This is a genomic window from Paenibacillus marchantiae, from assembly GCF_028771845.1.
Lineage (GTDB): Bacteria > Bacillota > Bacilli > Paenibacillales > Paenibacillaceae > Paenibacillus > Paenibacillus marchantiae.
The window spans coordinates 1,903,437-1,930,067 of record NZ_CP118270.1 but is presented as its reverse complement, the minus strand read 5'-3'; the positions used below and the strand labels follow the sequence as shown (position 1 = coordinate 1,930,067).

At 47.7% G+C, this 26,631-nt stretch carries 18 protein-coding genes, 3 rRNA genes and 1 riboswitch; of the genes, 2 read left to right on the top strand and 19 right to left on the bottom strand.

Features of this window, described 5'->3' with window-relative positions; all coding sequences use genetic code 11:
• Nucleotides 1-452 precede the first annotated feature (452 nt).
• The 8 genes from PTQ21_RS08875 to PTQ21_RS08840 all read right to left on the bottom strand — a co-directional run bounded on the left by PTQ21_RS08875 (nucleotide 453) and on the right by PTQ21_RS08840 (nucleotide 8,482).
• Complete coding sequence (locus PTQ21_RS08875; protein ID WP_274569537.1) at nucleotides 453-1,328, bottom strand: phosphoribosylaminoimidazolesuccinocarboxamide synthase; 876 nt, start codon at nucleotides 1,326-1,328, stop codon at nucleotides 453-455.
• Between the two features lie 276 nt (nucleotides 1,329-1,604).
• Nucleotides 1,605-2,903 (bottom strand): adenylosuccinate lyase, encoded by a 1,299-nt coding sequence (gene purB, locus PTQ21_RS08870; RefSeq protein ID WP_090811727.1) that lies wholly within the window; start codon nucleotides 2,901-2,903, stop codon nucleotides 1,605-1,607.
• Nucleotides 2,900-4,102 (bottom strand): 5-(carboxyamino)imidazole ribonucleotide synthase, encoded by a 1,203-nt coding sequence (gene purK, locus PTQ21_RS08865; protein ID WP_274569535.1) that lies wholly within the window; start codon nucleotides 4,100-4,102, stop codon nucleotides 2,900-2,902. The genes purB and purK overlap by 4 nt, the downstream gene beginning before the upstream one ends.
• Complete coding sequence (gene purE, locus PTQ21_RS08860; RefSeq protein ID WP_063568218.1) at nucleotides 4,099-4,584, bottom strand: 5-(carboxyamino)imidazole ribonucleotide mutase; 486 nt, start codon at nucleotides 4,582-4,584, stop codon at nucleotides 4,099-4,101. Before purE ends, purK begins: the two co-directional genes overlap by 4 nt.
• A gap of 186 nt (nucleotides 4,585-4,770) precedes the next feature.
• Nucleotides 4,771-4,872: riboswitch (purine riboswitch) on the bottom strand.
• Nucleotides 4,873-5,142: 270 nt separating this feature from the next.
• Nucleotides 5,143-5,577 carry a universal stress protein gene (locus PTQ21_RS08855; RefSeq protein ID WP_024633549.1) on the bottom strand — a complete coding sequence of 145 codons (435 nt, stop codon included), beginning with the start codon at nucleotides 5,575-5,577 and terminating at the stop codon, nucleotides 5,143-5,145.
• 186 nt (nucleotides 5,578-5,763) lie between these two features.
• On the bottom strand, nucleotides 5,764-6,027 hold the full coding sequence (locus PTQ21_RS08850; RefSeq protein WP_063568208.1) for a DUF1294 domain-containing protein: 264 nt from the start codon (nucleotides 6,025-6,027) through the stop codon (nucleotides 5,764-5,766).
• A 129-nt stretch (nucleotides 6,028-6,156) separates the two neighbouring features.
• On the bottom strand, nucleotides 6,157-6,294 hold the full coding sequence (locus tag PTQ21_RS08845) for a hypothetical protein (RefSeq protein ID WP_162842470.1): 138 nt from the start codon (nucleotides 6,292-6,294) through the stop codon (nucleotides 6,157-6,159).
• A 58-nt stretch (nucleotides 6,295-6,352) separates the two neighbouring features.
• A complete protein-coding gene (locus tag PTQ21_RS08840; protein WP_274569534.1) occupies nucleotides 6,353-8,482 on the bottom strand; it encodes a DNA topoisomerase III in 2,130 nt (709 codons plus the stop codon).
• A gap of 383 nt (nucleotides 8,483-8,865) precedes the next feature.
• Here PTQ21_RS08840 and PTQ21_RS08835 point away from each other — a divergent pair, with 383 nt between their 5' ends.
• Entirely contained in the window at nucleotides 8,866-10,800 is a 1,935-nt protein-coding gene (locus tag PTQ21_RS08835) for an amidase family protein (protein ID WP_274569533.1), read from the top strand.
• A 194-nt stretch (nucleotides 10,801-10,994) separates the two neighbouring features.
• On the opposite strand, the gene PTQ21_RS08830 is transcribed toward PTQ21_RS08835, so the two are convergent.
• From PTQ21_RS08830 to PTQ21_RS08800, 7 genes are all read right to left on the bottom strand, one after another.
• A complete protein-coding gene (locus PTQ21_RS08830) occupies nucleotides 10,995-12,077 on the bottom strand; it encodes an ABC transporter substrate-binding protein (RefSeq protein ID WP_274569532.1) in 1,083 nt (360 codons plus the stop codon).
• Between the two features lie 30 nt (nucleotides 12,078-12,107).
• On the bottom strand, nucleotides 12,108-12,440 hold the full coding sequence (locus PTQ21_RS08825) for a 4Fe-4S dicluster domain-containing protein (RefSeq protein WP_063568212.1): 333 nt from the start codon (nucleotides 12,438-12,440) through the stop codon (nucleotides 12,108-12,110).
• The gene (locus PTQ21_RS08820) at nucleotides 12,437-14,044 is read right to left on the bottom strand and encodes an FAD-dependent oxidoreductase (protein WP_079697168.1); all 1,608 of its coding nucleotides are present in this window, start codon (nucleotides 14,042-14,044) and stop codon (nucleotides 12,437-12,439) included. The genes PTQ21_RS08825 and PTQ21_RS08820 overlap by 4 nt, the downstream gene beginning before the upstream one ends.
• Before the next feature lie 23 nt (nucleotides 14,045-14,067).
• Nucleotides 14,068-14,967, bottom strand: coding sequence for an ABC transporter permease (locus PTQ21_RS08815; RefSeq protein ID WP_079697167.1), 900 nt, complete (start codon nucleotides 14,965-14,967; stop codon nucleotides 14,068-14,070).
• A gap of 53 nt (nucleotides 14,968-15,020) precedes the next feature.
• Nucleotides 15,021-15,827, bottom strand: a complete 807-nt coding sequence (locus tag PTQ21_RS08810; protein ID WP_063568215.1) for an ABC transporter permease — start codon at nucleotides 15,825-15,827, stop codon at nucleotides 15,021-15,023.
• A gap of 95 nt (nucleotides 15,828-15,922) precedes the next feature.
• Nucleotides 15,923-16,699, bottom strand: coding sequence for an ABC transporter ATP-binding protein (locus tag PTQ21_RS08805; protein WP_063568216.1), 777 nt, complete (start codon nucleotides 16,697-16,699; stop codon nucleotides 15,923-15,925).
• A 208-nt stretch (nucleotides 16,700-16,907) separates the two neighbouring features.
• The gene (locus PTQ21_RS08800) at nucleotides 16,908-17,909 is read right to left on the bottom strand and encodes a ketoacyl-ACP synthase III (protein WP_274569531.1); all 1,002 of its coding nucleotides are present in this window, start codon (nucleotides 17,907-17,909) and stop codon (nucleotides 16,908-16,910) included.
• Nucleotides 17,910-18,209: 300 nt separating this feature from the next.
• Between PTQ21_RS08800 and PTQ21_RS08795 the strand changes: the two genes are divergently transcribed.
• On the top strand, nucleotides 18,210-18,764 hold the full coding sequence (locus PTQ21_RS08795; RefSeq protein ID WP_274569530.1) for an NADPH-dependent FMN reductase: 555 nt from the start codon (nucleotides 18,210-18,212) through the stop codon (nucleotides 18,762-18,764).
• 176 nt (nucleotides 18,765-18,940) lie between these two features.
• Here PTQ21_RS08795 and rrf read toward each other — a convergent pair.
• The 4 genes from rrf to PTQ21_RS08775 all read right to left on the bottom strand — a co-directional run bounded on the left by rrf (nucleotide 18,941) and on the right by PTQ21_RS08775 (nucleotide 26,463).
• A 5S ribosomal RNA gene (gene rrf / locus PTQ21_RS08790) occupies nucleotides 18,941-19,057 on the bottom strand.
• Nucleotides 19,058-19,200: 143 nt separating this feature from the next.
• Nucleotides 19,201-22,127 (bottom strand): 23S ribosomal RNA (locus tag PTQ21_RS08785).
• Between the two features lie 311 nt (nucleotides 22,128-22,438).
• A 16S ribosomal RNA gene (locus PTQ21_RS08780) occupies nucleotides 22,439-23,991 on the bottom strand.
• The 16S, 23S and 5S rRNA genes sit together here, the layout of an rRNA operon.
• Nucleotides 23,992-25,086: 1,095 nt before the next feature.
• On the bottom strand, nucleotides 25,087-26,463 hold the full coding sequence (locus PTQ21_RS08775; protein WP_274569529.1) for an NCS2 family permease: 1,377 nt from the start codon (nucleotides 26,461-26,463) through the stop codon (nucleotides 25,087-25,089).
• Between the last annotated feature and the right edge of the window lie 168 nt (nucleotides 26,464-26,631).

Here is a 26,631-nt window from a genome sequence, read left to right as displayed (position 1 = left end):
ACAATTCCGCCCCTCCGCTAGTCCATACGGACGTTTTTAAAGGCCTAAACCTTTTACGTTGCACGGTGGTAATGGTCTAGTCTGACCATTACGTGAAAACAGTGAATGGTCTATAAAATAGTTTAGTAATCAATGAATTTAATTCTCGTAATTTTTTCAGGCTTCCCTACCTGTGGGAAGCCTCCGCACTTAATTGCCTCATCCCCAGTTTGAAACTGGCGGAGGGAAAGATTTGAGCTGGAGAAGCGAAGCTAAAAGCTTTCTGAAAGAAAGCTACTTCGTAAGCATATGCTTCGCCTTTGCAACCGGAATGTCTCCTTTTGAAAAAAGGATTCCAATCAAAACATTCCGGGGGCAACAGCGATCGAAAGCCAAACTTACCCGTAGCCCGCTCAAACGTTAGCCTCCTCAAACTTTCCCGTAGCCTACACTCAAACGTCCCTTACTCAAACTTACTTTTCCGTTAAACGGTTATAAATATCGACGTACCTTGCGGTTGTGGCCTCCACTACCTCTTGTGGCAGCGGGTCAGGTTTGCTGTTCTTGTCCCAATCGCTGCCTAACAGATATGTGCGTACCGGCTCTTTATCCATGCTATCGATCTCGATGTCGAGTTCGTAATTCTCTTTGGCCCAGAAGCGAGAAGCGTCTGGCGTGAAGATTTCATCGATCAGAATGACTTTACCATCGACCATACCGAACTCGAATTTGCAGTCTGCGAGAATGATTCCCCGCTGATCGCAATAGTCGCGAGCAAATTCGTAGAGACGCAGGCTCTTTTCCTGAAGCTCAATCGCGAGAGCATCTCCGACAAGTTCTTTCATTCGATCCATCGGGATGTCTTCGTCATGACCGACATCGTTTTTAGCTGCTGGGGTGAAGATGGGAACGTCGAGCTTGGCGTTTTTGCGAAGTCCATCCGGCAGCTTGATGCCGTTGACCTCTCCGCTTTTCTCATATTGTCTCCATCCGCCACCGGTAATGTATCCACGCACCACACATTCAATATCAATGCGCTCGGCTTTGCGGGTCACCATGATGCGGTCTTTGAGCAGTTCAGGATCAGTAATGATATCGTCCAATTGGTTTACATCCGTATGCACCACGTGGTTATCCATCATGTCGCCCGTCAGTTCAAACCAGAAGCTGCTCAGTTTATTAAGCACATTGCCCTTCTCGGGAACAGCTGGGTCCAGCACATAGTCAAATGCCGAAATCCGGTCCGTAACCACGATAAGAAAATGTTCACCCAGATCGTACAACTCACGTACTTTTCCCTTATATAACAAAGGAGCTTTAACGAGATCTGCCGCAGTGGACAGCGCCATGGAGGCTCACCTTCTTTCAGGAGATGTAAGGCTAAGAACAGAATCCTGATGGTGCGGACTCCACTCCGATGACAGAACAATCTTCCGATCGCTGTTATCCCCAGATTTTTTGATTCCACTTTTTCAAAGTGCAAATCCGGGGATAAAGGCGAAGCGTATGCTTCCGAAGTAGCTTTCTTTCAGAAAGCTTTTAGCTTCGCTTCTTCAGCTTATTTCTGTCCTCTGCGTTCCCTGCTGACCCATCATTCTGTTCTCTAGCCTTATGAGAGTATTATATTAGTCGTTCAAACCAAGCTTTTTGAAGATGGTGTCTACGTGCTTCAGGTGCCATGATGGGTTGAACGCATCTGCGATTTCATCTTCGCTTAGCACTTCAGTAATTTCCGGTGTGGATTTCACTATATCCTGGAACTGGCGTTGTTCTTCCCATGCCTGCATGGCACGTGGTTGAACGGTATCGTATGCCTGCTCGCGGCTGAAACCTTTGTCGATCAACTTGGTCATCACTCGACCGGAGAATGGCACGCCGAAGGTGCGCTCCATATTACGTTTCATATTTTCAGGGAATACCGTCAAGTTCTTCACGATGTTACCGAAACGGTTCAGCATGTAGTTCAGCAGCATCGTTGCATCCGGCAGAATGATACGCTCTACGGAAGAGTGCGAGATATCACGCTCATGCCACAGTGTCACGTTCTCGTATGCCGATACCATATGTCCACGAATGACGCGGGACAGACCGGAAATATTTTCACTGCCGATTGGGTTACGTTTGTGCGGCATTGCCGAAGATCCCTTTTGACCCTTCGCAAATGCTTCTTCCACTTCACGGAACTCGCTCTTTTGCAGCGCACGTACTTCTGTAGCGAACTTGTCCAAAGATGTTGCGATCAATGCCAGTGTAGCCATGTATTCTGCATGACGGTCACGTTGCAGCGTTTGAGTCGAGATTGGTGCAGGCTTCGTACCCAGCTTCTCGCAGACAAACTCTTCAACAAATGGATCGATGTTCGCGTAAGTCCCAACTGCTCCAGAGATTTTACCGTACTGTACGTTATCTGCCGCGTGGCGGAAACGCTCCAGATTCCGTTTCATTTCTTCATGCCAGAGTGCCATTTTCAGACCAAACGTCGTTGGCTCTGCATGCACCCCATGTGTACGTCCCATCATTGGCGTGTGCTGATAAGTCTTCGCTTTGTCACGTAAAATTTCGATAAAGTTCACGATATCACGTTCCAAGATTTCGTTTGCCTGACGGAGTACATATCCGAGAGCCGTATCAACGACATCCGTGGAAGTCAGTCCGTAGTGCACCCATTTCCGCTCTGCTCCCAGACTTTCCGATACCGTACGTGTGAAAGCAATAACGTCATGACGTGTTTCCTGTTCAATCTCGTAAATGCGATCGATGTCAAAAGAAGCGTTCTGACGAAGCAATGCTGCTTCTTCCTTAGGAATGACGCCAAGCTCTGCCCAAGCTTCACATGCACAAATTTCAACTTCCAGCCATGACTTGAATTTGTTCTCCTCAGTCCAAATAGCTCTCATTTCGGGTCTGCTATAACGTTCGATCATAAATTTGTATTCCTCCAAAGATTAGTTTGTTCAATCCATTGTAATCCTTCTTCGACATCCTGACAGAGCAGATTGACATGCCCCATTTTCCGTCCTTTCTTCGCTTCGGATTTACCATATATATGAAGCTTAGGAATCACACCGAGTTCCAACGCTTCCGCGTCAGCCTGACCCGTTCTGGCAATTATACCTTCCAGATGTTCTCCAAGCACATTGACCATAACAACCGGGCTCAATAATGAAGTATCTCCAAGCGGCAATCCGCAAATCGCACGAATATGCTGTTCAAATTGTGATGTGGCACAGGCCTCCATCGTATAGTGGCCGGAATTATGCGGCCTAGGTGCCAACTCATTCACATACAGTCTTCCATCTGCCGCAACAAACAACTCCACTGCCAGCAATCCAACGGCTTGGATGGATTGAGCCACTGCTGCCGCCAACTTCTGCGCCTCAATCTGTATTTCGGTCGCCACTCTTGCTGGTACGATCGAAGCATGCAAAATGTTGTTCACATGAATGTTCTCCGCAGGCGGGAACGTCTTAATTTCCCCATTCGTGCTGCGTGCAACAACGACTGAAATCTCGCAGTCAAATTTAATAAATTGCTCCAATACCAGTTCCGCACCGGTAGCTGCGAGTTCTTCATAGGCAGCTATCGCCTGATTTGTTTCTCGTATAACCCGCTGACCCTTGCCGTCATATCCGCCTGTCACTGTCTTCAGTACACAAGGAACACCAAGTTCACTCACGGCTGCCTTCATTGTGTGCTTGCTTGTAATTTCCCGGTAAGGGGCTACACGTACACCAGCCGCCTCAATGGCTCGTTTTTCACGCAAACGATGCTGGGTTGTGTACAATAACGCACTTCCTTGCGGTACATAGGATTCCCGTTCTAGGAGAGAAGCAACATCTGCGTCTACATTCTCAAACTCATAGGTGATTACATCACACTGCCGAGCCAGTTCGAGTGCAGCCTTTTCATCGTCATATCCCGCTTCAATCTGATCGGCAATTTGTCCACAAGGAGCATCTGCTGCCGGATCAAGTGTAACGAACCGATAACCCATCGCTGTTCCGGCAAGTGTCAGCATCCGTCCAAGCTGCCCGCCTCCGAGAACACCAATGGTTGTTTTTCCTGGGAGCAAGACACGTTCTGCTTTGCCTGCTGATCCGGGTTGTATTCTTGTACTATTCATATTTCGTCACTGCTTTCGAGCACTTCTTGTTTGATTCGCTCTCTGCGGGCTTCGCTGCGACGTTGGACATCCTGGTCAAAAGCACCGATGATCTGAGCCGCAAGCAATCCGGCATTCGTTGCACCTGCTTTGCCAATCGCTACCGTTGCGACGGGAATGCCACCAGGCATCTGAACAATGGACAGCAAGGAATCGAGACCATTTAGCGCCTTGGATTGCACGGGAACTCCAATGACCGGAAGCATCGTTTTGGAAGCGACCATACCGGGCAGATGAGCTGCCCCACCCGCACCCGCAATGATAACCTTGAATCCACGGTCAATCGCTTGCTCCGCATATTCAAACATCAAATCTGGTGTGCGATGCGCGGATACGACTTTTTTTTCATACCCAATCTCCAGCTCGTCCAGCACCTCACAAGCATACTTCATCGTTTCCCAATCCGACTTACTGCCCATAATTACAGCCACCTGTACTGACATGAATACATCCAACTCCCGTCTGAGCGTTTTGGTTTCATCCTGTTGCTTCTCGTTTATTGTGAAATGAAAAAATCCGCTACCCGCGAAAACATCACATTTTCTCCGGACACCGGACTCCAAGAAATACGTATCCCGCATTTGGGCATGCCAAAGGCAGGCTTGCTGTCCGCATCTGATTTCATGCGTCTCTCAGCCGTATCTCCTCGTAGTCCGGAAATTTACGGTTCCCGGGTAGATACTTCCGGGCCCTATTCCCGGCGTTATACGAGCAAATATCTATTTCAACAAATTAATTCAATAAAATTGAAAATTCCACATCTTTCGAACCTACTCGACCTTATATATAACTGATCGACACATCTAACATTCTAACAATCCCCTACAGCTAATGTCAACTTAAAGACGAACATTTAACATATTGACAAATGTAATGTTCGGAAATAACCGATCATTCGGAGATACTGCATCCCTTTTATTCCAAAAAAGAAAGCCGACCCCTCTTCAACCTATCGAAGACAGCCGGCTTTTCTCTATTATGTGTATACACACATTCTATAATTATTTCACGATAAGTACCGGAACCTGAGCATGCTGCACTACGTTGTGACTAACGCTACCCAAGACAAATTCCCGGATTCCACCAAGACCACGACTACCAATAATGATGATATCCGATCCGTTCTCTTTGGCATAATCGAGAAGGACCTCGGCAGCAGCTCCTTGAATCAGATCCACGTTTGCTGTAACGCCAGCAGCCTGAATCCGCTCTTTCGCTTCATCCGTCGTTTGCACCGCCAGATTATAGTAGTCATTATTCAAAGAAGGTGGCAAAGGTGCCAATCCTTCCCCGATGAATACACGTGGAAAGTCAAAGGCATGAATAACATCCAAGACTGCACCCGGAGAAACTTTGGCTAACTCAATCGCACGATCGAGTGCTTTATTTGAAGCTTTCGAACCATCATAAGCAACTAGTATTTTGGAGAATAACATGTAAATCCCGTCCCTTCCTTTATATGTAGAACATTCGAAGCCAGCTTCGGTCTGACATAAAATACAAGAACCATGTAACTCCTTAAACGTCCCCAGGTCTAAATGAACCATTTATAAGAAACATTTTACATAATCATTCTAGTCACTCACCTGGAGTACAGCAGATCCTAACCATTAAATTCTACCTTATTGCAGGAAATACCCATAAATTACCGCATTCAGGAATAACAACAACGGAATGCCGATCGTAAAACTGGGATGTTTGGTCTTGTGACGTTTACGATACATTGCAATCCATACCCCCAATGCCCCACCAATAAAGGCCAGCAGAAACAGCGTTCGTTCGGGTGTACGGTCTCGACGGCGCTGCGCACGTTTCTTGTCGTCCGACATGACCAGGTAACCTACGACATTGATAAATAAAAACCACAGTATCAATCCGGTTTGCATATAATTCTAGCGGTCCCCCTGTCCCGGGACATCTCCCTGTACCTCCATTATAGTCCTCTGAAGGAACATGATCAACGCGAGAAGGGAACCGCAAAGATATTTAGAAGCAATGAATCCCGAATACCTAACCTATGACTCCTGTTTAGGAATACCATTCAGGTTTGGTGCTCTTTTTGCTGCCTTTTCGGGACGTACAGAGATACTCTCTTCCTGAATGCTGTCTTTGTTCTGCTGATTATGAATCTTCTCTGGTTTGTTATGTGGCATCTGCGTATCACCTCCTAGGCTTACGTTGCCTGAAAAAAGAGAATCTTATACGGCAGTCTTACTCTCCCTTTTTCTCCATGGCTGCCTTCAACAGTTCTCCCAAATTGGAACCGATCGACTCCTGTTTCGCATATTGTTTGACCAGCTTTTGCTGATCACGTTTGTTCACATGCTGTTTGTCTTTATCCAATGTTTCCGTTATGCCGCAAGGCAGACATTGCACGTACAAACCTGCCTTACCCTCTTTAATTTCCATCTTTTTGTGACACTGTGCACAGCGACGGTTGGATAATCGTTTCTCTGCCGAACGACGATATCCGCAATCCTCCGTTGGACACACGAGGAACTTGCCACGTTTGCCTTTCTTCTCCAGTAAGCGGGCATTACAATCCGGGCAGTGACTATTGGATACATTATGCGGCTTATACTCCGCTTTGCTTCCTTTTACTGTAGATACAATCTCTTTCGCCATCGAACGGATGCTCTCCAGGAAAGGCTCAGGCTTCCCTTGTCCACGGGCGATTCGTTCCAGCTCAGCTTCCCAGCGAGCTGTTAACTCCGGTGAACGCAGCTGTGGAGCAGCCAGTTCAATCAGCTGTTTTCCTTTTCCCGTTGGATGCATGCTGTTCCCTTGACGATCAATGGTGTCGGAACTGACCAGCTTCTCGATAATATCCGCTCGTGTAGCCGGAGTGCCCAGTCCATGCTTCTCCATTTGGGAAAGCAGCGCTGCCTCGGTATACCGTTTGGGCGGCATCGTCCGTCCACTTTTGATATGACAACGTTGAACCGTCACGGACTGACCTTGCTGCACGTCTGGCAAAAGCGCACGATCAAGGTCTGAGGAATCGTCAGCACGATCATCATCCTCATCGCTATAATCTCCGCCGTACACTTCCCGCCAGCCGCTTTCTTTCACCGTTGTGCCTTTCACATGAAAGGAATCGTTGCCCACCTGAACAGTGATCGCAACAGAATCGTACTTCGCAGCCGGATAGAACAAGCTGATAAAACGGCGTACGATCAAATCGTATAGCTTACGTTCCTCTGGATTCAGCTGATTGAGGAGAACCGTCTGTTCTGTTGGAATGATTGCATGGTGATCCGTTACCCTGCTGTCATCCACGATACGTTTGGTGATATTCAGATTTTTACGCAACAACGGACGAGCCAGAGACGCATAGGGGCCAATCGCTACACTATCCAGTCGTTCTTTCAGCGTTCCCGTCATATCCGATGTCAGGTAACGGCTGTCTGTACGTGGGTAGGTTACCAGCTTGTGCTGTTCATAAAGACGTTGCAGCACATTCGATGTTTGCTTGGCGGAGAAACCATATTTTCGGTTGGCATCCCGTTGTAATTCCGTCAGGTCATAAGCCAGCGGATGCGGCTCAACCTTTTCACTTTTTTTCACTTGGGCAATCGTACCCTTGCGACCCTCTATTCGTTTCTTCAATTCTTGTGTCTCTTGCGGATCGAAGATGCGTGAATCCCCACCTACAGCGCGCCATACCGCCTGGAAACCTCCCAGATCGGCCGTTAACGTCTCATACTCTTGGGAACGGAATCCGTTGATCTCATTTTCCCTGTCCATAATCATGCCAAGTGTAGGGGTCTGTACCCGTCCAGCTGACAATTGTGCATTAAATCGAACCGTCAATGCACGAGTCACGTTAAGGCCGATCATCCAATCGGCTTCTGCCCGGCAACGTGCCGATTCATAAAGACGATCAAACTGGCTGCCTGGCTTCAGCGATGCAAATCCATCCTTGATGGCCTTGTCGGTCTGGGATGATATCCACAGCCGTTTAAACGGCTTTTTCCACTGGGCCATTTGCATAATCCAGCGAGCCAGCAATTCACCCTCACGTGCTGCATCCGTTGCAATGACCAATTCACCAACATCCTGACGTTTCATCAGCTGCTGTACCGCTTTGTATTGATGGTTGGTCTCTTTGAGTACCTTCAGCTTGGTGCGATCAGGCAGAATCGGCAGATCCTCCAGATTCCAGGTTGCATACTTTTTGTCATAGTCCTCTGGTTCAGCCAATCCAACAAGATGCCCAAGCGCCCAAGTCACGATATATTTCGGGCCTTCCATATAGCTTTTATGTTTATCACGCGCTCCCATCACTCTGGCTATTTCTCGTGCCACAGATGGTTTTTCTGCGAGTACTAATGTTTTCAATCCATATCTTCCTTTCTTTGATAAACCTATGACTCTCATGCTTCTATCGTAATTAAAAGAGTTCTTCTACTTCTATCTTTTCATTATATCATTTCATGGTATTGGTTTGCTTTGGCTTCACAAATAACGATTTGTCCCATAAGATGCCTATCTTCCGGCTCTTATGTCATATTAGTTAACACAATATTCTTCGACATTTTTCTTCCGCGCATGGAATTAGGAGCATTTGGTAGGTTCTATAGCGGAAAAATAGTATGTATACGTTTTTTTGGATAAATATGAGTGTTGTAAGAATACCTTACATGTACTTAGAATTTGAAAAAAGCAACTATATCAGATTCGCCAACACACATCATTGATACACAGGAAGGGAGCGTGGATGCATGACTTATCATGGATCTGTATTGAAAAAAAGTGGGGCCTTGTTACTGGCCGGAGCGGTTGTTGTCACAACATGGGGAGGAACGGTTCCCTCAGCGTCAGCTGCAACGGCAACGCCTTCTAGCAAAACTACGGTTGCAGCCGTAACAGCTGGTAAGGTACCTGTCACAGCAGTAGCATTTGTTCAAGCCATGGAAGAAGCGGCTACACTTGCAGGTGTTCCTTTTTCCATGGACAAACTTTCCGGCACAACAGTACAGCGTAAAGATGCTGCTTTAGCTTTGCAAACCTGGCTGAAGCTGGAGTCCACTCCAGAATCGTTCAAGGATGTTCCGGATCAGGCGAGCTTTGCCGGGGCCGTTGGTGCGCTGAACACCGCGGGGTTGATGAAAGGATATACCGACGCCCTCTTCCTTCCTAATGCAGTACTTACCCAAAATGATGTCGCTATATTGAAAGACCGCATTTATAACTACATAAAACCATTTGTTCTGGAGGAAGCAACCATTACGGATCTCCAGGCTGCCATGACGCAAGGAAAGCTAACATCCAAAGAACTCGTGCAGAAGTACCTGGATCGGATTGAAAAATATGATGATCAGGGTGTGAGCATTAACGCAGTTCTGACCTTGAACCCGGATGCTCTCAAAATCGCTGAAACGTTGGATGAAGAACGTGCAGCTCAGGGCCCTCGCGGACCTTTACATGGTATTCCGGTTTTAGTTAAAGATAACTTCGATACCAACGATATGCCTACAACCGCAGGTTGTATCTGTCTGAAAGATTCCGTACCTGCTCACGATGCTGAACAAGTGAAGAAACTCAAAGCAGCAGGGGCCATTATTTTGGGCAAAACCAATCTGCATGAATTCGCATTCGGCATTACCACGTCCAGCTCACTGGGTGGACAAACACTGAATCCTTATGCGCTGGATCACTATCCAGGCGGGTCAAGTGGTGGTACGGGTGCCGCCATTGCCTCAAACTTTGCAGCCGCAGGCATGGGTACTGACACCGGTGGATCAATCCGTATCCCTTCCAGCTTCAACAGCCTTGTCGGTATTCGTCCAACAATCGGACTGTCCAGCCGTGAAGGAATCATCCCTCTTGCATTGACCCAGGATGTCGGTGGTCCTATGGCTCGTACCGTAAGTGATGCCGCAATTATGCTGGATGCTACAGCCGGCTATGACAAAAATGATGTCGCTACAGCTTATGCTGTAGGCAAAATCCCTTCCAGCTACACAGACTTCCTGGATGTAAACGGTCTGAAAGGTGCACGGATCGGTGTGGCCACCGAACTCATTCCAAGCACCAAAGCTGAAGAAAAAGCCGTCGCTGACGTGATTAACAACGCAGTAGAAGAACTCAAAACGCTGGGAGCTACGGCAGTCCCGATCAGCATTCCAAACCTGGCGGAAATCAACAAATACCCAAGCTTGAGTGGATACGAGTTCAAATTCCAACTTAATGACTATCTGGAGTCTCTTGGTGACGAAGCCCCTTATCACAGCTTGTCCGAGATTATTGCTTCCGGACAGTTCGACAAGTCACAAGAACAGTCGATGAAGACTCGTGATGCACGGGAAACGTTGGAGACTGCCGAATATAAGGACATCGTCCTGAAACGTACCCAAATCACACGTGAGTCCTTGTTGAAAGTTATGGCGGACAACAACCTGGATGCCATCATCTATCCTACGTCCACGCAAGCCGCTGGTGTTATTGGCGAAGGACAAAACTCCGGGGGTAACAACCGATTGAGCCCATTCTCTGGCTTCCCGGCAATTACCGTACCTGCTGGATTTACAACTGAAGGTCTGCCAGTAGGTATGGAATTCCTGGGCCGCGCCTTTGACGAAGGAACCTTGATCAAGCTGGCTTACAGCTATGAGCAAGGGACTCATCACCGCCAAGCACCAAAGCTCACTCCATAAATCGTTCATGGGATTAAACATTCTTTATTGCTACACACAAAAAAAGTCCATCCAAATTCATGTAGCCATGAATTTGGATGGACTTTTCACTATTTTGTCCGTTTTGTCTGCTACTGTTCAATAGATTACTTGTTCATTGTTTCTCTGTAGTGGCCTCTGTAGTGCCACTCCATCAGCCGAGCAAAGGCTACATCTTATTGCTGTTGCCAGTTACTAATCGAATAATCCTTTTTAGCCAGTTTTTCTTCCACTAAAAAGTTTTTCGTGCTTTCCAGCAGCTTCAATCCTTCCTCCGTAAACGCCGTATCCTTGATTTCACTGACCGGATTTACCTGCTTCGCCAGTTCAGGTGTAGTGTCCCCAATCTCAGCAAGGAACTGATAATATTCATCTTCATGCTGTTTGAGGTCAGCTAAAGCCTTCTGCCTGGCTTCATTCCATACTCGAGGAAAATCAGAGAATTTAGCGAGGAAATCCTCTCCTACAACTGTAACGCTGCTGCCTAGAAGATCTGGATGCTGTGAAGCATCATCCAGATGCGTATAGCCTTCGGAAATGAGCTTTAGCGCGGGTACACCCAGGTTGGTAGTTGCATCTACATCCCCTCTTGCCAATGCAGCTGTTGCATCCGGAGTTAACATATGAACCAGCTTGTAGTCGGTTACTCCTTCTTCCTGAAGCAGGCCGACCACGTAACGGTGCATGAAGGAACCTTTTTGAATTGCAATTGTTTTGCCTTGCAGCTCCTTAACTGTTTTTGGACCGTCCTTTTTACCAATCAGATAACCCACATTATTCACCATAGATTGAGTTATTAACCTGGTCTTCGCTCCGGAAGCATAAGCAATAATGGCTGGCGTATCGCCCAAGCTGCCAAAATCCAGCCGTCCGCTGATCAACGATTCCGTCTGGTCAGGCCCATTAGGGAATCCGGTCAGTTTCACTTCCGTAATACCGTATTTTTTTAGTTCCTCTTGAATAATACCTTTATATAGGCCCCACCCCTCGGCACCACCAGGCAAATTCAGCTTATTCGAGCCAATAAAACCATAATTGAGAATGGTCGGTATATCCTCTGACCTTTGACCACTTGTCGCCTTCGATTGACCTTCATCAGTTGAGCCTGTCGCGCTGTTGGTATTTCCTGAACCAACGTTATTCCCACAAGCCTGAAGAGTCAGTACTACCATAACAATGCTAACCAGAACCGACAGGCGCAGCCACATTGCAGTTGTCCCTCGGGTATTCTTCTCCTTGTATCTGTGTGCCTGTTTCATTGTTGGTTTCCCCCTTGAACATTTGCATCTTCAGAATCCGGCTCTCGCAGAGAGTTGTACCATGAAGTTATGACTTGCTACTGGCTTTCTGCCCTTGCCCCAGCCTACCTTCTCACGATATCCACCTAGAAATCCCTGCTCCTGAAGCTCCTGCTCGGTTATTCCAGTAAGTGCTTCGGAATCAGGTGCAACATACAAGGCATCCACTGGACAATACAGCTCACACATAAAACAGGTCTGACAGTCGTCCTGCCTTGCAATAACGGGTATTCCACCCTCTACTCGATCGAAGACATTGGTTGGACAGACGGCTACGCATTGGTTGCACTCTATACACTTGGTCGCACTGATGACTTCAATCACAAGGGAACACTCTCCTTCGCCACTTCCTCGGTTTTCACCCAGACCTGATCCAGGCCGCCACTGATCAGCCGATGATGCTGTGCCGTATCGGACTCTTTGTAATCCTCACGTTTGTGCATCCCTCTGGATTCCGTGCGGGCCAGTGCAGAGTTGTACATCCAACGGGCGGTTGCCGTCATGGCGGCTGCCTCCCGGGCCTTCACACCTTCCGGTGTTCGCTGAACCTGTATATTGCGTTGAATGCTCCATAACTCGTCAAGACGACCAAGCGCCGAGGACAAACCTTGCTCTGTACGGAACAAGTTCACTTCATAAGGCTTCACCTCAGCCTGCACAGCGGATACATATTCTGCTGTGCGAGCTGCCGTCCCTTGCTTCACTTGCCCTTGCACCAGAGGAGCAGAAGATAAGCCTGATGGATTACGTTTTGCAGCATTGTGCCCGAGTTCTAACACGTACCCTGCTGCACCCTCCCCGGCGAAAGACCCGGAAGACATCGCCCAGGCCGCATTATGGCTGCCACCTCCAGTAAATCCACCACAGATCAACTCCCGTGTAGCGGCATCTCCTGCTGCATAAAGACCCGGTACTCCAGTGGCACAATTTTCATCCATCACCCGAATGCCGCCAGTTCCACGAACTGTCCCCTCCAGACGCAGCGTGATCGGGAATAATTCCTTGAATGGATTAATTCCAAGCCGATCAAACGGCAGGAAAAAGTTCGTTTGCGCTACTCTCAGCAACGGCTGTAAATCTTCTGGCGCCTGATCCAGTCTGGCGTAAACCTGACGTCCAGCCATCAGATGGCGAGCGATGACAGAGCGTCCCTTTTTGGAGCCTGCACCTTCAACAATGGTGCCATCTTCATGATAAAAGCTGGCATAATTGTAATAGGCCGTCTTCGTTACGGAAGAGAACGTCGGGCAGATGGCATAAGCATTGGAAAACTCCATGCCTGAAAGAGCCGCTCCCGCCTCGGCCGCAAACAGGTAACCGTCGCCAGTAAGTACGTTGCAGCCCAACGCTTTGCTGAGAAATGCGCATCCTCCAGTCGCAATGACAACAGCCCCTGCATGAACAGTCCATGTTTTTCCACTCTGCGTTTGTACTCCGGCTGCACCTGCTACACCATATTCATCTGCAAGCAGCTCCATGGCTGGGCTATGATCCAATATTTTAACCCCTGCCCTTTTAACCAGCTTACGCATCAGTCGCATATATTCCGGCCCTTGCAGACCACGACGATGCTGCTGACCTTCTTCATTGATCGGAAAAGGGTACCCTGATACTCCCAGTCGATTCATATTGTCATATGTTCGATTCAGCACCCGATCCATCCAGCGATGCTCAGCTAGTTGACCTCCCATAAAATACCGGCTCGCCTTCGCTTCTTCCCGTAGCTTCTCATCAGGCTTCACATACCACACCCCTGTTCCAGAAGGGGCAGTGGCTCCGCTTGAGCCGCAATATCCCTTGTCAGCCAGTACCACTGAAGCTCCTTTGGCAGCTGCCGCGAGAGCTGCCCATGTACCCGCTGGTCCTCCACCAATAACCAGTACATCTGCCAAAAGGAATAATGAATCTTCTCGTACCGCTTCACTCATGTGCATTGACCTCCCTGAAATGTTCAGCCCTGGTAGCTGTCTCGCCAGAACAGAAATTTACGTTCTATCATACGAAAGAGCGAGTCTATCCCTTTGCCGACAATAGCGAAAATGAGAATACCGACAAAAATGATGGCCGTATTGGCATTCTGCTTACCCTCATTGATCAGAAATCCGATTCCAGACTGTGAGCCGATCAATTCCGCCACGACCAATCCAATCCAGGCTACGGCTAACGAGAGCCGGAGCCCCAACAAAATACCCGGTAGTGCTGCCGGAAGAATCAACCTGCGTATTCGCTGATACGGGCTGAAACCGAGTACCTGTGCTACTTCATATAGTTTTTTGTCCACCCCACGAATAGCCATAAAAGTGTTGATGTATAGAGGAAAAAAGGAACCACTCATAATAATGACCACCTTGGATACTTCTCCGAAGCCAAACCACAAAATAATCAGCGGTGCAATCGCCAGATGCGGCACAAGTCGAAGCACCTGTACGCTCGGGTCCAATATATATTCTGCTTGACGAAAGAGTCCGGTTAGGATCCCAAAACACAGTCCGAGTACCCCGCCAATCAGAAATCCCAATCCTGCACGGCCCATACTTACACCAAGATGATGGATTAGCTCTCCTGTTGCCGCAAGCTCGGTCAATGCGCTGAGGATACTCAGTGGGGTTGGAAGAAATTCAGCCGATAACCACCCTATGCTGCCAGCAATCTGCCATAATGCCAGTGTACCCAGTGGAATCAGCGACCCGATGACCACATCCGACAGCGAGGTTTTCCATGAACGCGATGGTAGCTGTAAACGAGAGATTACTTTAGTCCGTCCAGCAACGATCGGAGCTGTTCCGCTGATATCTCTGGAGTCCAGCGCGCTTTTAGCTGTTTTCATTATGGCTTCCGTTCCCTCGTTCATAGTGCATCCCTCCTATCATTTCGAGCTTTGTCATTTATTCTTTAGCCTTTCAATTAACCTGAAATGCTGTCCTTCCATTGCAATAATCGCTGTTCCAGCAGTCGAACCAATGTATCGCTTAACAACCCTGCTGCAGCAAAAATGAATATTCCCACGAACACGACAGGTGTATCTGCGAACTGCCGAGCATCCGACATCATATAACCGATGCCTGAGCTGGAAGCAATCATCTCTGCCACGACCAGTGCCAGCCAAGAAAGCCCAAGTGACAATCGCACGCCAAGTATAACGTTTGGCACAGCCGCCGGAAGCACAAGGCGGGTAACTTGCTTGATCCGGCTGTAACCCAGCACTCGTGTCACCTCAAACAGCTTATTGTCCACCCCACGTATGCCCATAAAAGTTTGAATATATAAAGGAAAGAATGCAGCCTTTGCTATCAACAGCACCTTTGATTCCTCGCCTATACCAAACCAGAGAATGAATAAAGGTACAACCGCAAGGCTTGGAATCATACGAATCATTTGCAAAGTAGGGTCCAACAGTTTTTCTGATTTGCGAAACAAACCTACCAGAATACCGAAGAAGAGGCCAAGACCTCCGCCAAGAAAGAATCCCGCAAATGCTCTCATAGCGCTAATTTGCAGATTAGCCCACAAATCTCCCGAAACAACTAGAGTCACCAAAGCCACTGCGATGGTATAAGGGGTCGGGAACAGCATTTCCGAAATGATTTCGTAATGCCCCAAAGTCTGCCACAGCATAAGCACAATACCCGGCAAAATAAGACCTAATGCAAATTTTACTGCTTTGCCGTTTTTTTTATCGGTCGCTTTGAGCGTTGCCGCCTGTTCTGACATTAGATCATATCCTCCTCCACTCACTTAAACATATTTATTTTATTGAATTACTCGGATTAATAGTGGAATGAATGAATCAATCAGGTTAACTTCATTTATATCCCGGCCCCATCCTTAAGTTCAAACTCTTCCAATTTCTCAAACTCACTTAATACCTTTAACCGAACTTCTTGAAATGAATTCGACGCTTTCTTTCGAGGATAAGGGAGATCAATAGGTACGATTTTTCGAATTTGTCCCGGGCGGGGTTCCAAAATGACCACACGCTCACCCAGAAAAACTGCCTCATCAATATCATGGGTTACAAAAATCATCGTTGTCTTGTTTGTGCGCCAAATATCTAGTAGTACCGCCTGCATATGAGCCCGAGTGAATGCATCTAGCGCACCAAACGGTTCATCAAGCAGTAAAATTTGGGGACTTCGGAGCAGCGCTCGCGCAATGGCGACACGCTGGGCCATACCACCCGACAACTCACGCGGATAGGCTTGTTCAAATCCTTGCAATTTCACCAGTTCAATTAGTTCATTCACCTTCCGTCTGACTTCCGGTTTACCGAGCGGCAGATCAGAAGCGATGTTCTTCTCTACAGTGAGCCAGGGAAAGAGTCGGTGCTCCTGAAAAATAAAGCCCTTATCGATCCCTGGTCCTTTAATTTCGTTCCCATTCAGCGATACGCTACCCGTATAACCGCGATCCAGTCCCGCTACGATACGCAACAAGGTGCTTTTTCCACAGCCACTTGGCCCTATAATCGTTATGAACTCCCCTTCTTTCACATGCAAATCCACATTATACAAAGCCTGGACCGATCCTCCTGTAGTATCAAACTTTTTGTTTAGTTGAGATATAGCCAATAACGTCTCACCCATTTGAGTCCCCCTCCCAGATGAAAAGTACAAAAAAGAGGTATCCTGCAAATATACCTTTGCAGGATACCTCTGTCTAAACAGTCGGTATATAAAATTATAGTAAAACAAAGTAAATCAATTGGAATTTGTATGATTAAATTATCATCTTTCCTTAAGCCTGTCAATACACAACATAAAATTACCCATAAATACACTAAAGGATTGAGCTTTATTTTACAGGACTGTCCGGTACACTCCATCTAAGCACAAGACCTGCGTAGGTCAGGCCGCCTCCAAAACCAAAAAGGGCTATTTGATGCCCATTCTTTAATTTCCCTGCGTCTACTGCAAGCTGTAGAGCAAGAGGAATGGAAGCCGCGGAGGTATTGCCTCGGTACTCCACACTTGTTAAAGTACGTTCCAATGGAATAGGACCGCGTTCACAAACCGCTTCAATCATTCTTAGATTCGCGCTATGTGGGACAAACCAATCGATCTGCTCCGGTTTCATGTCTGCTTTGGCAATAAGCCCACTCAATTGTTCTGGAATCGTGCGTACTGCCCACTTATAGATCTCTCTGCCATTCTGGACAAGGCATCCCTCACCCTGCAGAGGTGCACCATTCATCTCAGAAGAAAGACCCGTCTTATAGAGATGAATACCGCCTTCTCCACTCGTACCTGAGATGGCTGCCATAAAGTCACCTTTTCCAGCAGCTCTTTCTACCAAAAAGGCTCCTGCCCCGTCGCCGAATAATACACATGTTGTACGATCTGTATAATCGGTAATCTTGGACAACGTCTCTGCTCCAATAACCAACACTTTATGATACATGCCACTGGTTACCAGACTGTCCGCCAGCTGCAATCCATACGTAAACCCCGCACATGCCGCATTCAAATCAAGCACTCCTGTATGTGGAATCTTGAGATTCGCCTGTACTCGGGATGCTGTGCTGGGAAACGAATACTCAGGTGTGCTGGTAGCGACCAAAATCATATCCACATCTTCTACGCTAACATTATAACGACGCACCATATCTTCTACAGCCTTGGTGGCCAGGTCAGATACAAATTGATCATCAGCTGCAATGCGCCGTTCTCTCATCCCTGTTCGCTGTACAATCCATTCATCACTCGTCTCGACGAGCTTCTCCAAATCAGCATTACTTAATATTCGATCCGGTACATACGTACCCATTGCGGTAATGGTTGACATTGATTGATTCATACCGGTAGTCACCTCGTTTGTTTTTTATCATTATAGCACTAAGTATTAGTACTTGGTACTAATTTTAAAAAATATTTATTATGACTCATTCGTCAGTTGTTTATTTTAAGCGCTCTCTTCATCCTATTACCCAGAGTCATGCAAACTATCGCATGCATTTTTGATGAAGAATTGTAGATATCCTCTGAGTAACATGAAGAATGCCTTAATTAAATGCGTTTTCTATAGACAGTCCATTCCAACAGGAGGAAAATAAACAGATTGCCCTACATTACTAAGGAATAGAGATGATGTATACCCATGAAAAATGAATTTAATATCCTTGTGATTTCCGGAAGCCTGCGCAATCAGTCCTCCAATACGTTACTAATGCATGCCATGATTAAGCTAGCTCCTCCTAACCTTAAGTTTGGAGTATATGGTGGATTAAATGATCTACCGCATTTTAACCCTGACCTCGATGTCGAGGAAGGTCCTGAGTCCGTGCAGAATTTGAGAGCCCAACTGAAGCATTCGGATGGAGTCCTCATCTGCACGCCCGAGTATGGAAACGGAGTTCCTGGGGTCTTAAAAAACGCATTAGATTGGATTGTATCTTCAGGAGAATGGCTCAATAAACCCACCGTTGCCATCGCTGCTTCTCCCAGCCCCATGGGCGGTGACAAAGCCCATGCTTCACTATTGCTGACGTTAAACATGATTAATGCTCAAGTCTTACATGAGGCCTCTCTAACCATTCCTCATATTACATTGAAGATGAATAAACAAGGAGTCATCATTGATTCAGAGACCCATTATGCATTGGAGAACTCCCTTTTAAGCCTAGGGGATGCATGCAACCAAATGATTAAATAGAAAGAACCTGCTTAAATTAATCTGACTATAAAAGATTTAGCACATTCACATAAATTGAAATAAAAAAACAGCCCTGGATTTTCTCCGGGCTGTTACGGTTTATATTAGATACTTATTAAATACTTCGTATAAAACAAATAAAAACCACCACCGAATAACATCGGCAGTGGTTCTTTGCTTGGCGGCGTCCTACTCTCCCAGGACCCTGCGGTCCAAGTACCATCGGCGCTAGAGGGCTTAACGGTCGTGTTCGGGATGGGTACGTGTGGAACCCCTCCGCCATCGCCACCAAACGCGATTTGTCGAAGCATTGCTTCTTGAAATCAATTATGGAACTGAAAATCATACACACATTCCGTGATGTACCAATTTTCATTTCAGAGATTATTCTCTGAAAACTAGATCCGAAACGAAATTCGCGATTAAAACCTGCATATTGGATAAGCCCTCGACCGATTAGTACTGGTCAGCTCCATGCATTGCTGCACTTCCACCCCCAGCCTATCTACCTCGTCGTCTTCAAGGGGTCTTACATACTGGGAAATCTCATCTTGAGGGGGGCTTCACGCTTAGATGCTTTCAGCGCTTATCCCTTCCGTACATAGCTACCCAGCGGTGCTCCTGGCGGAACAACTGGTACACCAGCGGTACGTCCATCCCGGTCCTCTCGTACTAAGGACAGCTCCTCTCAAATTTCCTACGCCCACGACAGATAGGGACCGAACTGTCTCACGACGTTCTGAACCCAGCTCGCGTACCGCTTTAATGGGCGAACAGCCCAACCCTTGGGACCTACTTCAGCCCCAGGATGCGATGAGCCGACATCGAGGTGCCAAACCTCCCCGTCGATGTGGACTCTTGGGGGAGATAAGCCTGTTATCCCCAGGGTAGCTTTTATCCGTTGAGCGATGGCCCTTCCATGCGGTACCACCGGATCACTAAGCCCGACTTTCGTCCCTGCTCGACTTGTAGGTCTCGCAGTCAAGCTCCCTTATGCCTTTGCACTCTTCGAATGATTTCCAACCATTCTGAGGGAACCTTTGGGCGCCTCCGTTACTCTTTAGGAGGCGACCGCCCCAGTCAAACTGCCCACCTGACACTGTCCCCGCACCGGATTACGGTACCAGGTTAGAACCTAGATACGATCAGGGTGGTATCCCAACGGTGCCTCCACACAAGCTGGCGCTCATGCTTCAAAGGCTCCCACCTATCCTGTACAGATCGTACCCAAATTCAATATCAAGCTGCAGTAAAGCTCCATGGGGTCTTTCCGTCTTGTCGCGGGTAACCTGCATCTTCACAGGTATTAAAATTTCACCGGATCTCTCGTTGAGACAGCGCCCAAGTCGTTACGCCATTCGTGCGGGTCAGAATTTACCTGACAAGGAATTTCGCTACCTTAGGACCGTTATAGTTACGGCCGCCGTTTACTGGGGCTTCGGTTCACAGCTTCGGATTGCTCCTAACCGCTCCCCTTAACCTTCCAGCACCGGGCAGGCGTCAGCCCGTATACTTCGCCTTACGGCTTCGCACAGACCTGTGTTTTTGCTAAACAGTCGCTTGGGCCTTTTCACTGCGGCCCCCTCGTGCTATTCACACTACCGGGGCACCCCTTCTCCCGAAGTTACGGGGTCATTTTGCCGAGTTCCTTAACGAGAGTTCTTCCGCGCGCCTTAGAATTCTCTTCTCGCCTACCTGTGTCGGTTTGCGGTACGGGCACCATCACCTGGCTAGAGGCTTTTCTTGGCAGTGTGAGATCATGACCTTCGCTACTATAATTTTCGCTCCCCATCACAGCCCAGCCTTAATGATGTGCGGATTTGCCTACACATCAGCCTCACTGCTTAGACGGACATCCATCAGTCCGCGTCACTACCCTGCTGCGTCCCCCCATTGCTCATAACGGCTTACGGTGGTACAGGAATTTCGACCTGTTGTCCTTCGACTACGCCTTTCGGCCTCGCCTTAGGTCCCGACTTACCCTGAGCGGACGAGCCTTCCTCAGGAACCCTTAGGCTTTCGGCGGATCAGATTCTCACTGATCTTTTCGTTACTCATACCGGCATTCTCACTTGTATAATGTCCAGCGCTCCTTACGGTACACCTTCAACCCTTATACAACGCTCCCCTACCCCTGATGCAAAGCATCAAGCCATAGCTTCGGTGGTGTGTTTAGCCCCGTTACATTTTCGGCGCAGAGTCACTCGACCAGTGAGCTATTACGCACTCTTTCAATGGTGGCTGCTTCTAAGCCAACATCCTGGTTGTCTGTGCAACTCCACATCCTTTCCCACTTAACACACACTTGGGGACCTTAGCTGATGGTCTGGGCTGTTTCCCTTTTGACAATGGATCTTAGCACTCACTGTCTGACTCCCGGAAGTAAGTCTATGGCATTCGGAGTTTGACTGAGCTTGGTAACCCTTGCGGGCCCCGCACCCAATCAGTGCTCTACCTCCACGACTCTGTTTTCCGAGGCTAGCCCTAAAGCTATTTCGGGGAGAACCAGCTATCTCCGAGTTCGATTGGAATTTCTCCGCTACCCCCACCTCATCCCCGCATTTTTCAACATGCGTGGGTTCGGGCCTCCAGTGCGTGTTACCGCACCTTCACCCTGGACAGGGGTAGATCACCCGGTTTCGGGTCTACGTCCACGTACTATGTCGCCCTATTCAGACTCGCTTTCGCTGCGGCTCCGGCTCTTCACCTTAACCTTGCACGGGAACGTAACTCGCCGGTTCATTCTACAAAAGGCACGCCATCACCCCTAAAACGGGCTCTGACTTTTTGTAAGCACACGGTTTCAGGTTCTATTTCACTCCCCTTCCGGGGTGCTTTTCACCTTTCCCTCACGGTACTGCTTCACTATCGGTCGCTAGGAAGTATTTAGCCTTGGCAGATGGTCCTGCCGGATTCATACGGGGTTTCACGTGCCCCGCACTACTCGGGATACATCTCGGAGGGAACAGACTTTCAATTACAGGGCTTTTACCTTCTTTGGCGGGCCTTTCCAGACCTCTTCGCTTAACCGGTTCCTTTGTAACTCCATGTGAGATGTCCCACAACCCCAAAGAGCAAGCTCTCTGGTTTGGGCTTCTCCGCGTTCGCTCGCCGCTACTGACGGAATCACTATTGTTTTCTCTTCCTCAAGGTACTTAGATGTTTCAGTTCCCTTGGTATGCCTCTACATAACCTATGTATTCAGTTATGAGTAACTGGAAATTACCCCAGCTGGGTTTCCCCATTCGGACACCCCCGGATCAAAGCTTGCTTACAGCTCCCCGAGGCAGTTTCGTTGTTCGCCACGTCCTTCATCGGCTCCTAGCGCCTAGGCATCCTCCGTGTGCTCTTAGTAGCTTAACCATAGTTGCTCCGGTTTCGACTGCTCGCTTCCCTTGTTTTGCTTGCGCAAAGCCAAAAGTCGCTCTCATTCGATACCATCGCAATGCAGTTTTCACTATTTATTAAAACTTGTTTTAACACAAGTTCAGCTTAAAAAGGAATGTTCTAAATCGCAAAATTTCGTTTCGATATCTAGTTTTCAAAGAACAAGCTCCATGCAAAAGCAAGCTGTTTGAGAGTTTGAGCTCTCAAAACTGAGCAACGAGTGAGTAAGTTTTGCAGATCTAGTCTGCGGTTTTGAATGTTTCCACTCGGGAAACGATTCTCCATAGAAAGGAGGTGATCCAGCCGCACCTTCCGATACGGCTACCTTGTTACGACTTCACCCCAATCATCTATCCCACCTTCGGCGGCTGGCTCCTTGCGGTTACCCCACCGACTTCGGGTGTTATAAACTCTCGTGGTGTGACGGGCGGTGTGTACAAGACCCGGGAACGTATTCACCGCGGCATGCTGATCCGCGATTACTAGCAATTCCGACTTCATGCAGGCGAGTTGCAGCCTGCAATCCGAACTGAGACCGGCTTTGTTGGGATTGGCTCCATCTCGCGATTTCGCAGCCCGTTGTACCGGCCATTGTAGTACGTGTGTAGCCCAGGTCATAAGGGGCATGATGATTTGACGTCATCCCCACCTTCCTCCGGTTTGTCACCGGCAGTCTATCTAGAGTGCCCACCCGAAGTGCTGGCAACTAAATATAAGGGTTGCGCTCGTTGCGGGACTTAACCCAACATCTCACGACACGAGCTGACGACAACCATGCACCACCTGTCTCCTCTGTCCCGAAGGAAAGATACATCTCTGTACCGATCAGAGGGATGTCAAGACCTGGTAAGGTTCTTCGCGTTGCTTCGAATTAAACCACATACTCCACTGCTTGTGCGGGTCCCCGTCAATTCCTTTGAGTTTCAGTCTTGCGACCGTACTCCCCAGGCGGAGTGCTTAATGTGTTAACTTCGGCACCAAGGGTATCGAAACCCCTAACACCTAGCACTCATCGTTTACGGCGTGGACTACCAGGGTATCTAATCCTGTTTGCTCCCCACGCTTTCGCGCCTCAGCGTCAGTTACAGCCCAGAGAGTCGCCTTCGCCACTGGTGTTCCTCCACATATCTACGCATTTCACCGCTACACGTGGAATTCCACTCTCCTCTTCTGCACTCAAGTCACCCAGTTTCCAGTGCGATCCGGGGTTGAGCCCCGGGATTAAACACCAGACTTAAATGACCGCCTGCGCGCGCTTTACGCCCAATAATTCCGGACAACGCTTGCCCCCTACGTATTACCGCGGCTGCTGGCACGTAGTTAGCCGGGGCTTTCTTCTCAGGTACCGTCACCTTGAGAGCAGTTACTCTCCCAAGCGTTCTTCCCTGGCAACAGAGCTTTACGATCCGAAAACCTTCATCACTCACGCGGCATTGCTCCGTCAGGCTTTCGCCCATTGCGGAAGATTCCCTACTGCTGCCTCCCGTAGGAGTCTGGGCCGTGTCTCAGTCCCAGTGTGGCCGATCACCCTCTCAGGTCGGCTACGCATCGTCGCCTTGGTGAGCCGTTACCCCACCAACTAGCTAATGCGCCGCAGGCCCATCCCCAAGTGACAGATTGCTCCGTCTTTCCAGTTCTCTTCAGGAGAAGAAAACAACTATTCGGTATTAGCTACCGTTTCCGGTAGTTGTCCCAAACTTGAGGGCAGGTTGCCTACGTGTTACTCACCCGTCCGCCGCTAACTATCAGAGAAGCAAGCTTCTCTTCAAGTCCGCTCGACTTGCATGTATTAGGCATGCCGCCAGCGTTCGTCCTGAGCCAGGATCAAACTCTCCAATAAAGTATTGAAAAGAGCGATAAGCTCATTTTGAAACTGACGAGATTAAAAATCTCATTTATTTTGCTTTGAAATCATACAGTCTGAAGACGTGTACCGATTTCTCAGCGTCGATCTTGCAAGCAAGATCGTTACTCACTCGTTGTTCAGTTTTCAAAGATCAAACTTGTTTCATTGCCGCGTGTTGTTCACCTCAGCAACTTTTATATCATATCACATCCAAACCAACTTTGCAAGCTCTTTTTTTAAGTTTCTTTCGAAGCTTATTTCATTTGCTTGCCGCACCGTGTTTCTCGTGTTTTCTTGGCCGGAATTAGAATATACCATGTACAGATTTCGAATGCAAGCTTTATTTTCAATTTATCTGTGAGGGGTTCTCTTCTTCCTCTCTACTCCTATTTATAACTTATACGATACTCATCCCTCATCAGCAATTATCTTTTTAATCTCGGAGAATAGCAACTCTCTCACATTACAATAGTTTCTATTATATATAGTAGAGTGTCTTTCAAACTGGCTATATCCAGCTGCTATTTAATTCTCGTCGTGCTGTTTTTCAAGTTTGCTATTTTAGTATACACATTAGGGCCTGATGATTTTACCATCCGATCCGCTTACATCAAAGAAAACCAACGTTATGCTTCTTAGTCAACTCAAGCATCAATTTACAGGCATCTTACGGAACAGACCATGCGAATTTATCATAAACCAATTCTTTTCCAAGCGAGTATTCTGTTAATCGATTATCTGTTCCCGCTCCTTCCATCGCTTCAAACACATTCATCGTCCACATACATAGAAGGAAATGTCTGAATAGGAATGGTCCTCCGACCACTTTCGACTACTTTGTCTGCTCACCATACCATCTCATAAACGACGCTATATCAACCGAAGCTTTGGCTGGATCAAAAACCATCAAATCATAACTCATGTATGTTCCTCCTTTATATATAGAAGAAAGTCAAAGTTCATGCTACATATATAGAAGAAACAAAAAAAGCGAAAGCCCCGTTAATGTACCAAGGCTTCCGCTTCTTTTCATTTGTACAATAACAAATACTATCATAAGTATCTGACCCAATCCATTCAGTCAAACCTTTATTCCCCACCTATAAATACATACCGACATATAACAATGATAGCCAATATCCACATAAGCCAGTGTATCTTCACTTTGCGATCCGTAACCAGGTTACTGAATACGGCCAGGATTACATAGGAGACAATCCCTGCGGAAATCCCGTTTGCAATTCCTCCAGTGAAAGGCATCAATACGATGGTAAGAAACGCCGGGAAAGCTTGCAGGAAGTCATCCCACTCAATGCTACGAACCTGATTCATCATCAAGACACCCACGATGATCAACGCCGGAGCTGTTGCAGCGGACGGAACAACCAATGCAAGTGGAGCAATAAACAAAGCCAGGATGAATAGGATACCTGTCGTTACAGAGGTCAGACCTGTACGTCCACCAGCTTCGACGCCTGAGGCACTTTCAACGAATGCGGTAATTGTACTTGTACCCAGTGCAGCCCCTGCACTTACACCCACTGCATCCACGAGCATTGCTTTACCAATTGTTTTCTCGCCTTTCTTCTTGTCCTTCATAATCCCCATTCGTGTTGCTGTACCCACCATTGTTCCAAATGTGTCAAACAGCTCTACAAAGGTGAAGATGAAGATGATTTCAAACAATCCAAGGCTAATTGCACCTTTCAAGTCCAGTTGTCCAACCGCCAAATCACTGAAGTTAGGCAACCAGCTTGCACCAGACAATCCGCTGAGATTCGTAACGCCCATGGGGATACCAATCAACGTTGTAGCAATGATACCGATTAGCAATGCACCTTTGACGCGCATAACCATCAGTACAGCAATAATGAGTAGTCCAATCAGTGCCAGTAACGCATCATGATGAGTGATGAAATTACCCAAAGACAGATTAAAACTGCTGCCCGGAATCGGTTGGCTCAGATCTGCATCAGGTGCAACATTGACTGTTACAGCGACCAGACTAGCCAGTTTGAAACCTACAATGGTAATAAAGAGACCAATACCAACGGTGATTGCCATTTTTAATGAGTCTGGAACTGCAACGAGCAGCATTTGACGAATTTTGGTTACTGTCAAAATAATAAACACGATACCAGAGATAAATACGGCTCCGAGAGCTGCCTGCCAGGAAATCGCACCGTTGGAACTCAGAACCACGGTCATGAAGTAAGCGTTCAAACCCATACCTGGTGCAAGGGCGATCGGAATGTTAACGAACAATCCCATAATGATGGTCATCAGACCAGCACCCACGGCTGTTGCAAAAAATACTGCATTGTCCGACATACCGGCTCCGGCTGATCCCAAGAACAACGTGTTTACGAAAAGAATGTACGCCATTGTCATAAAGGTAGTAAGACCCGCAACAATCTCCGTTCTAACGTTCGTTCCGTTTTCTTTTAATTTAAAGAAACGATCCATAATTCAATAATTCCCCCTTAGAGATGTTGAAGCCTTTTGAAAAACGACAAATACCCCTGAGATGAATGCATCACCCAGGGTTTTAACTGATGAGGAGTGGCACGGTGCCAATTAGGGAGAACAAAAAAAATTCTAATGTGCGTGATGTCATGCCCGACGCAATCATGT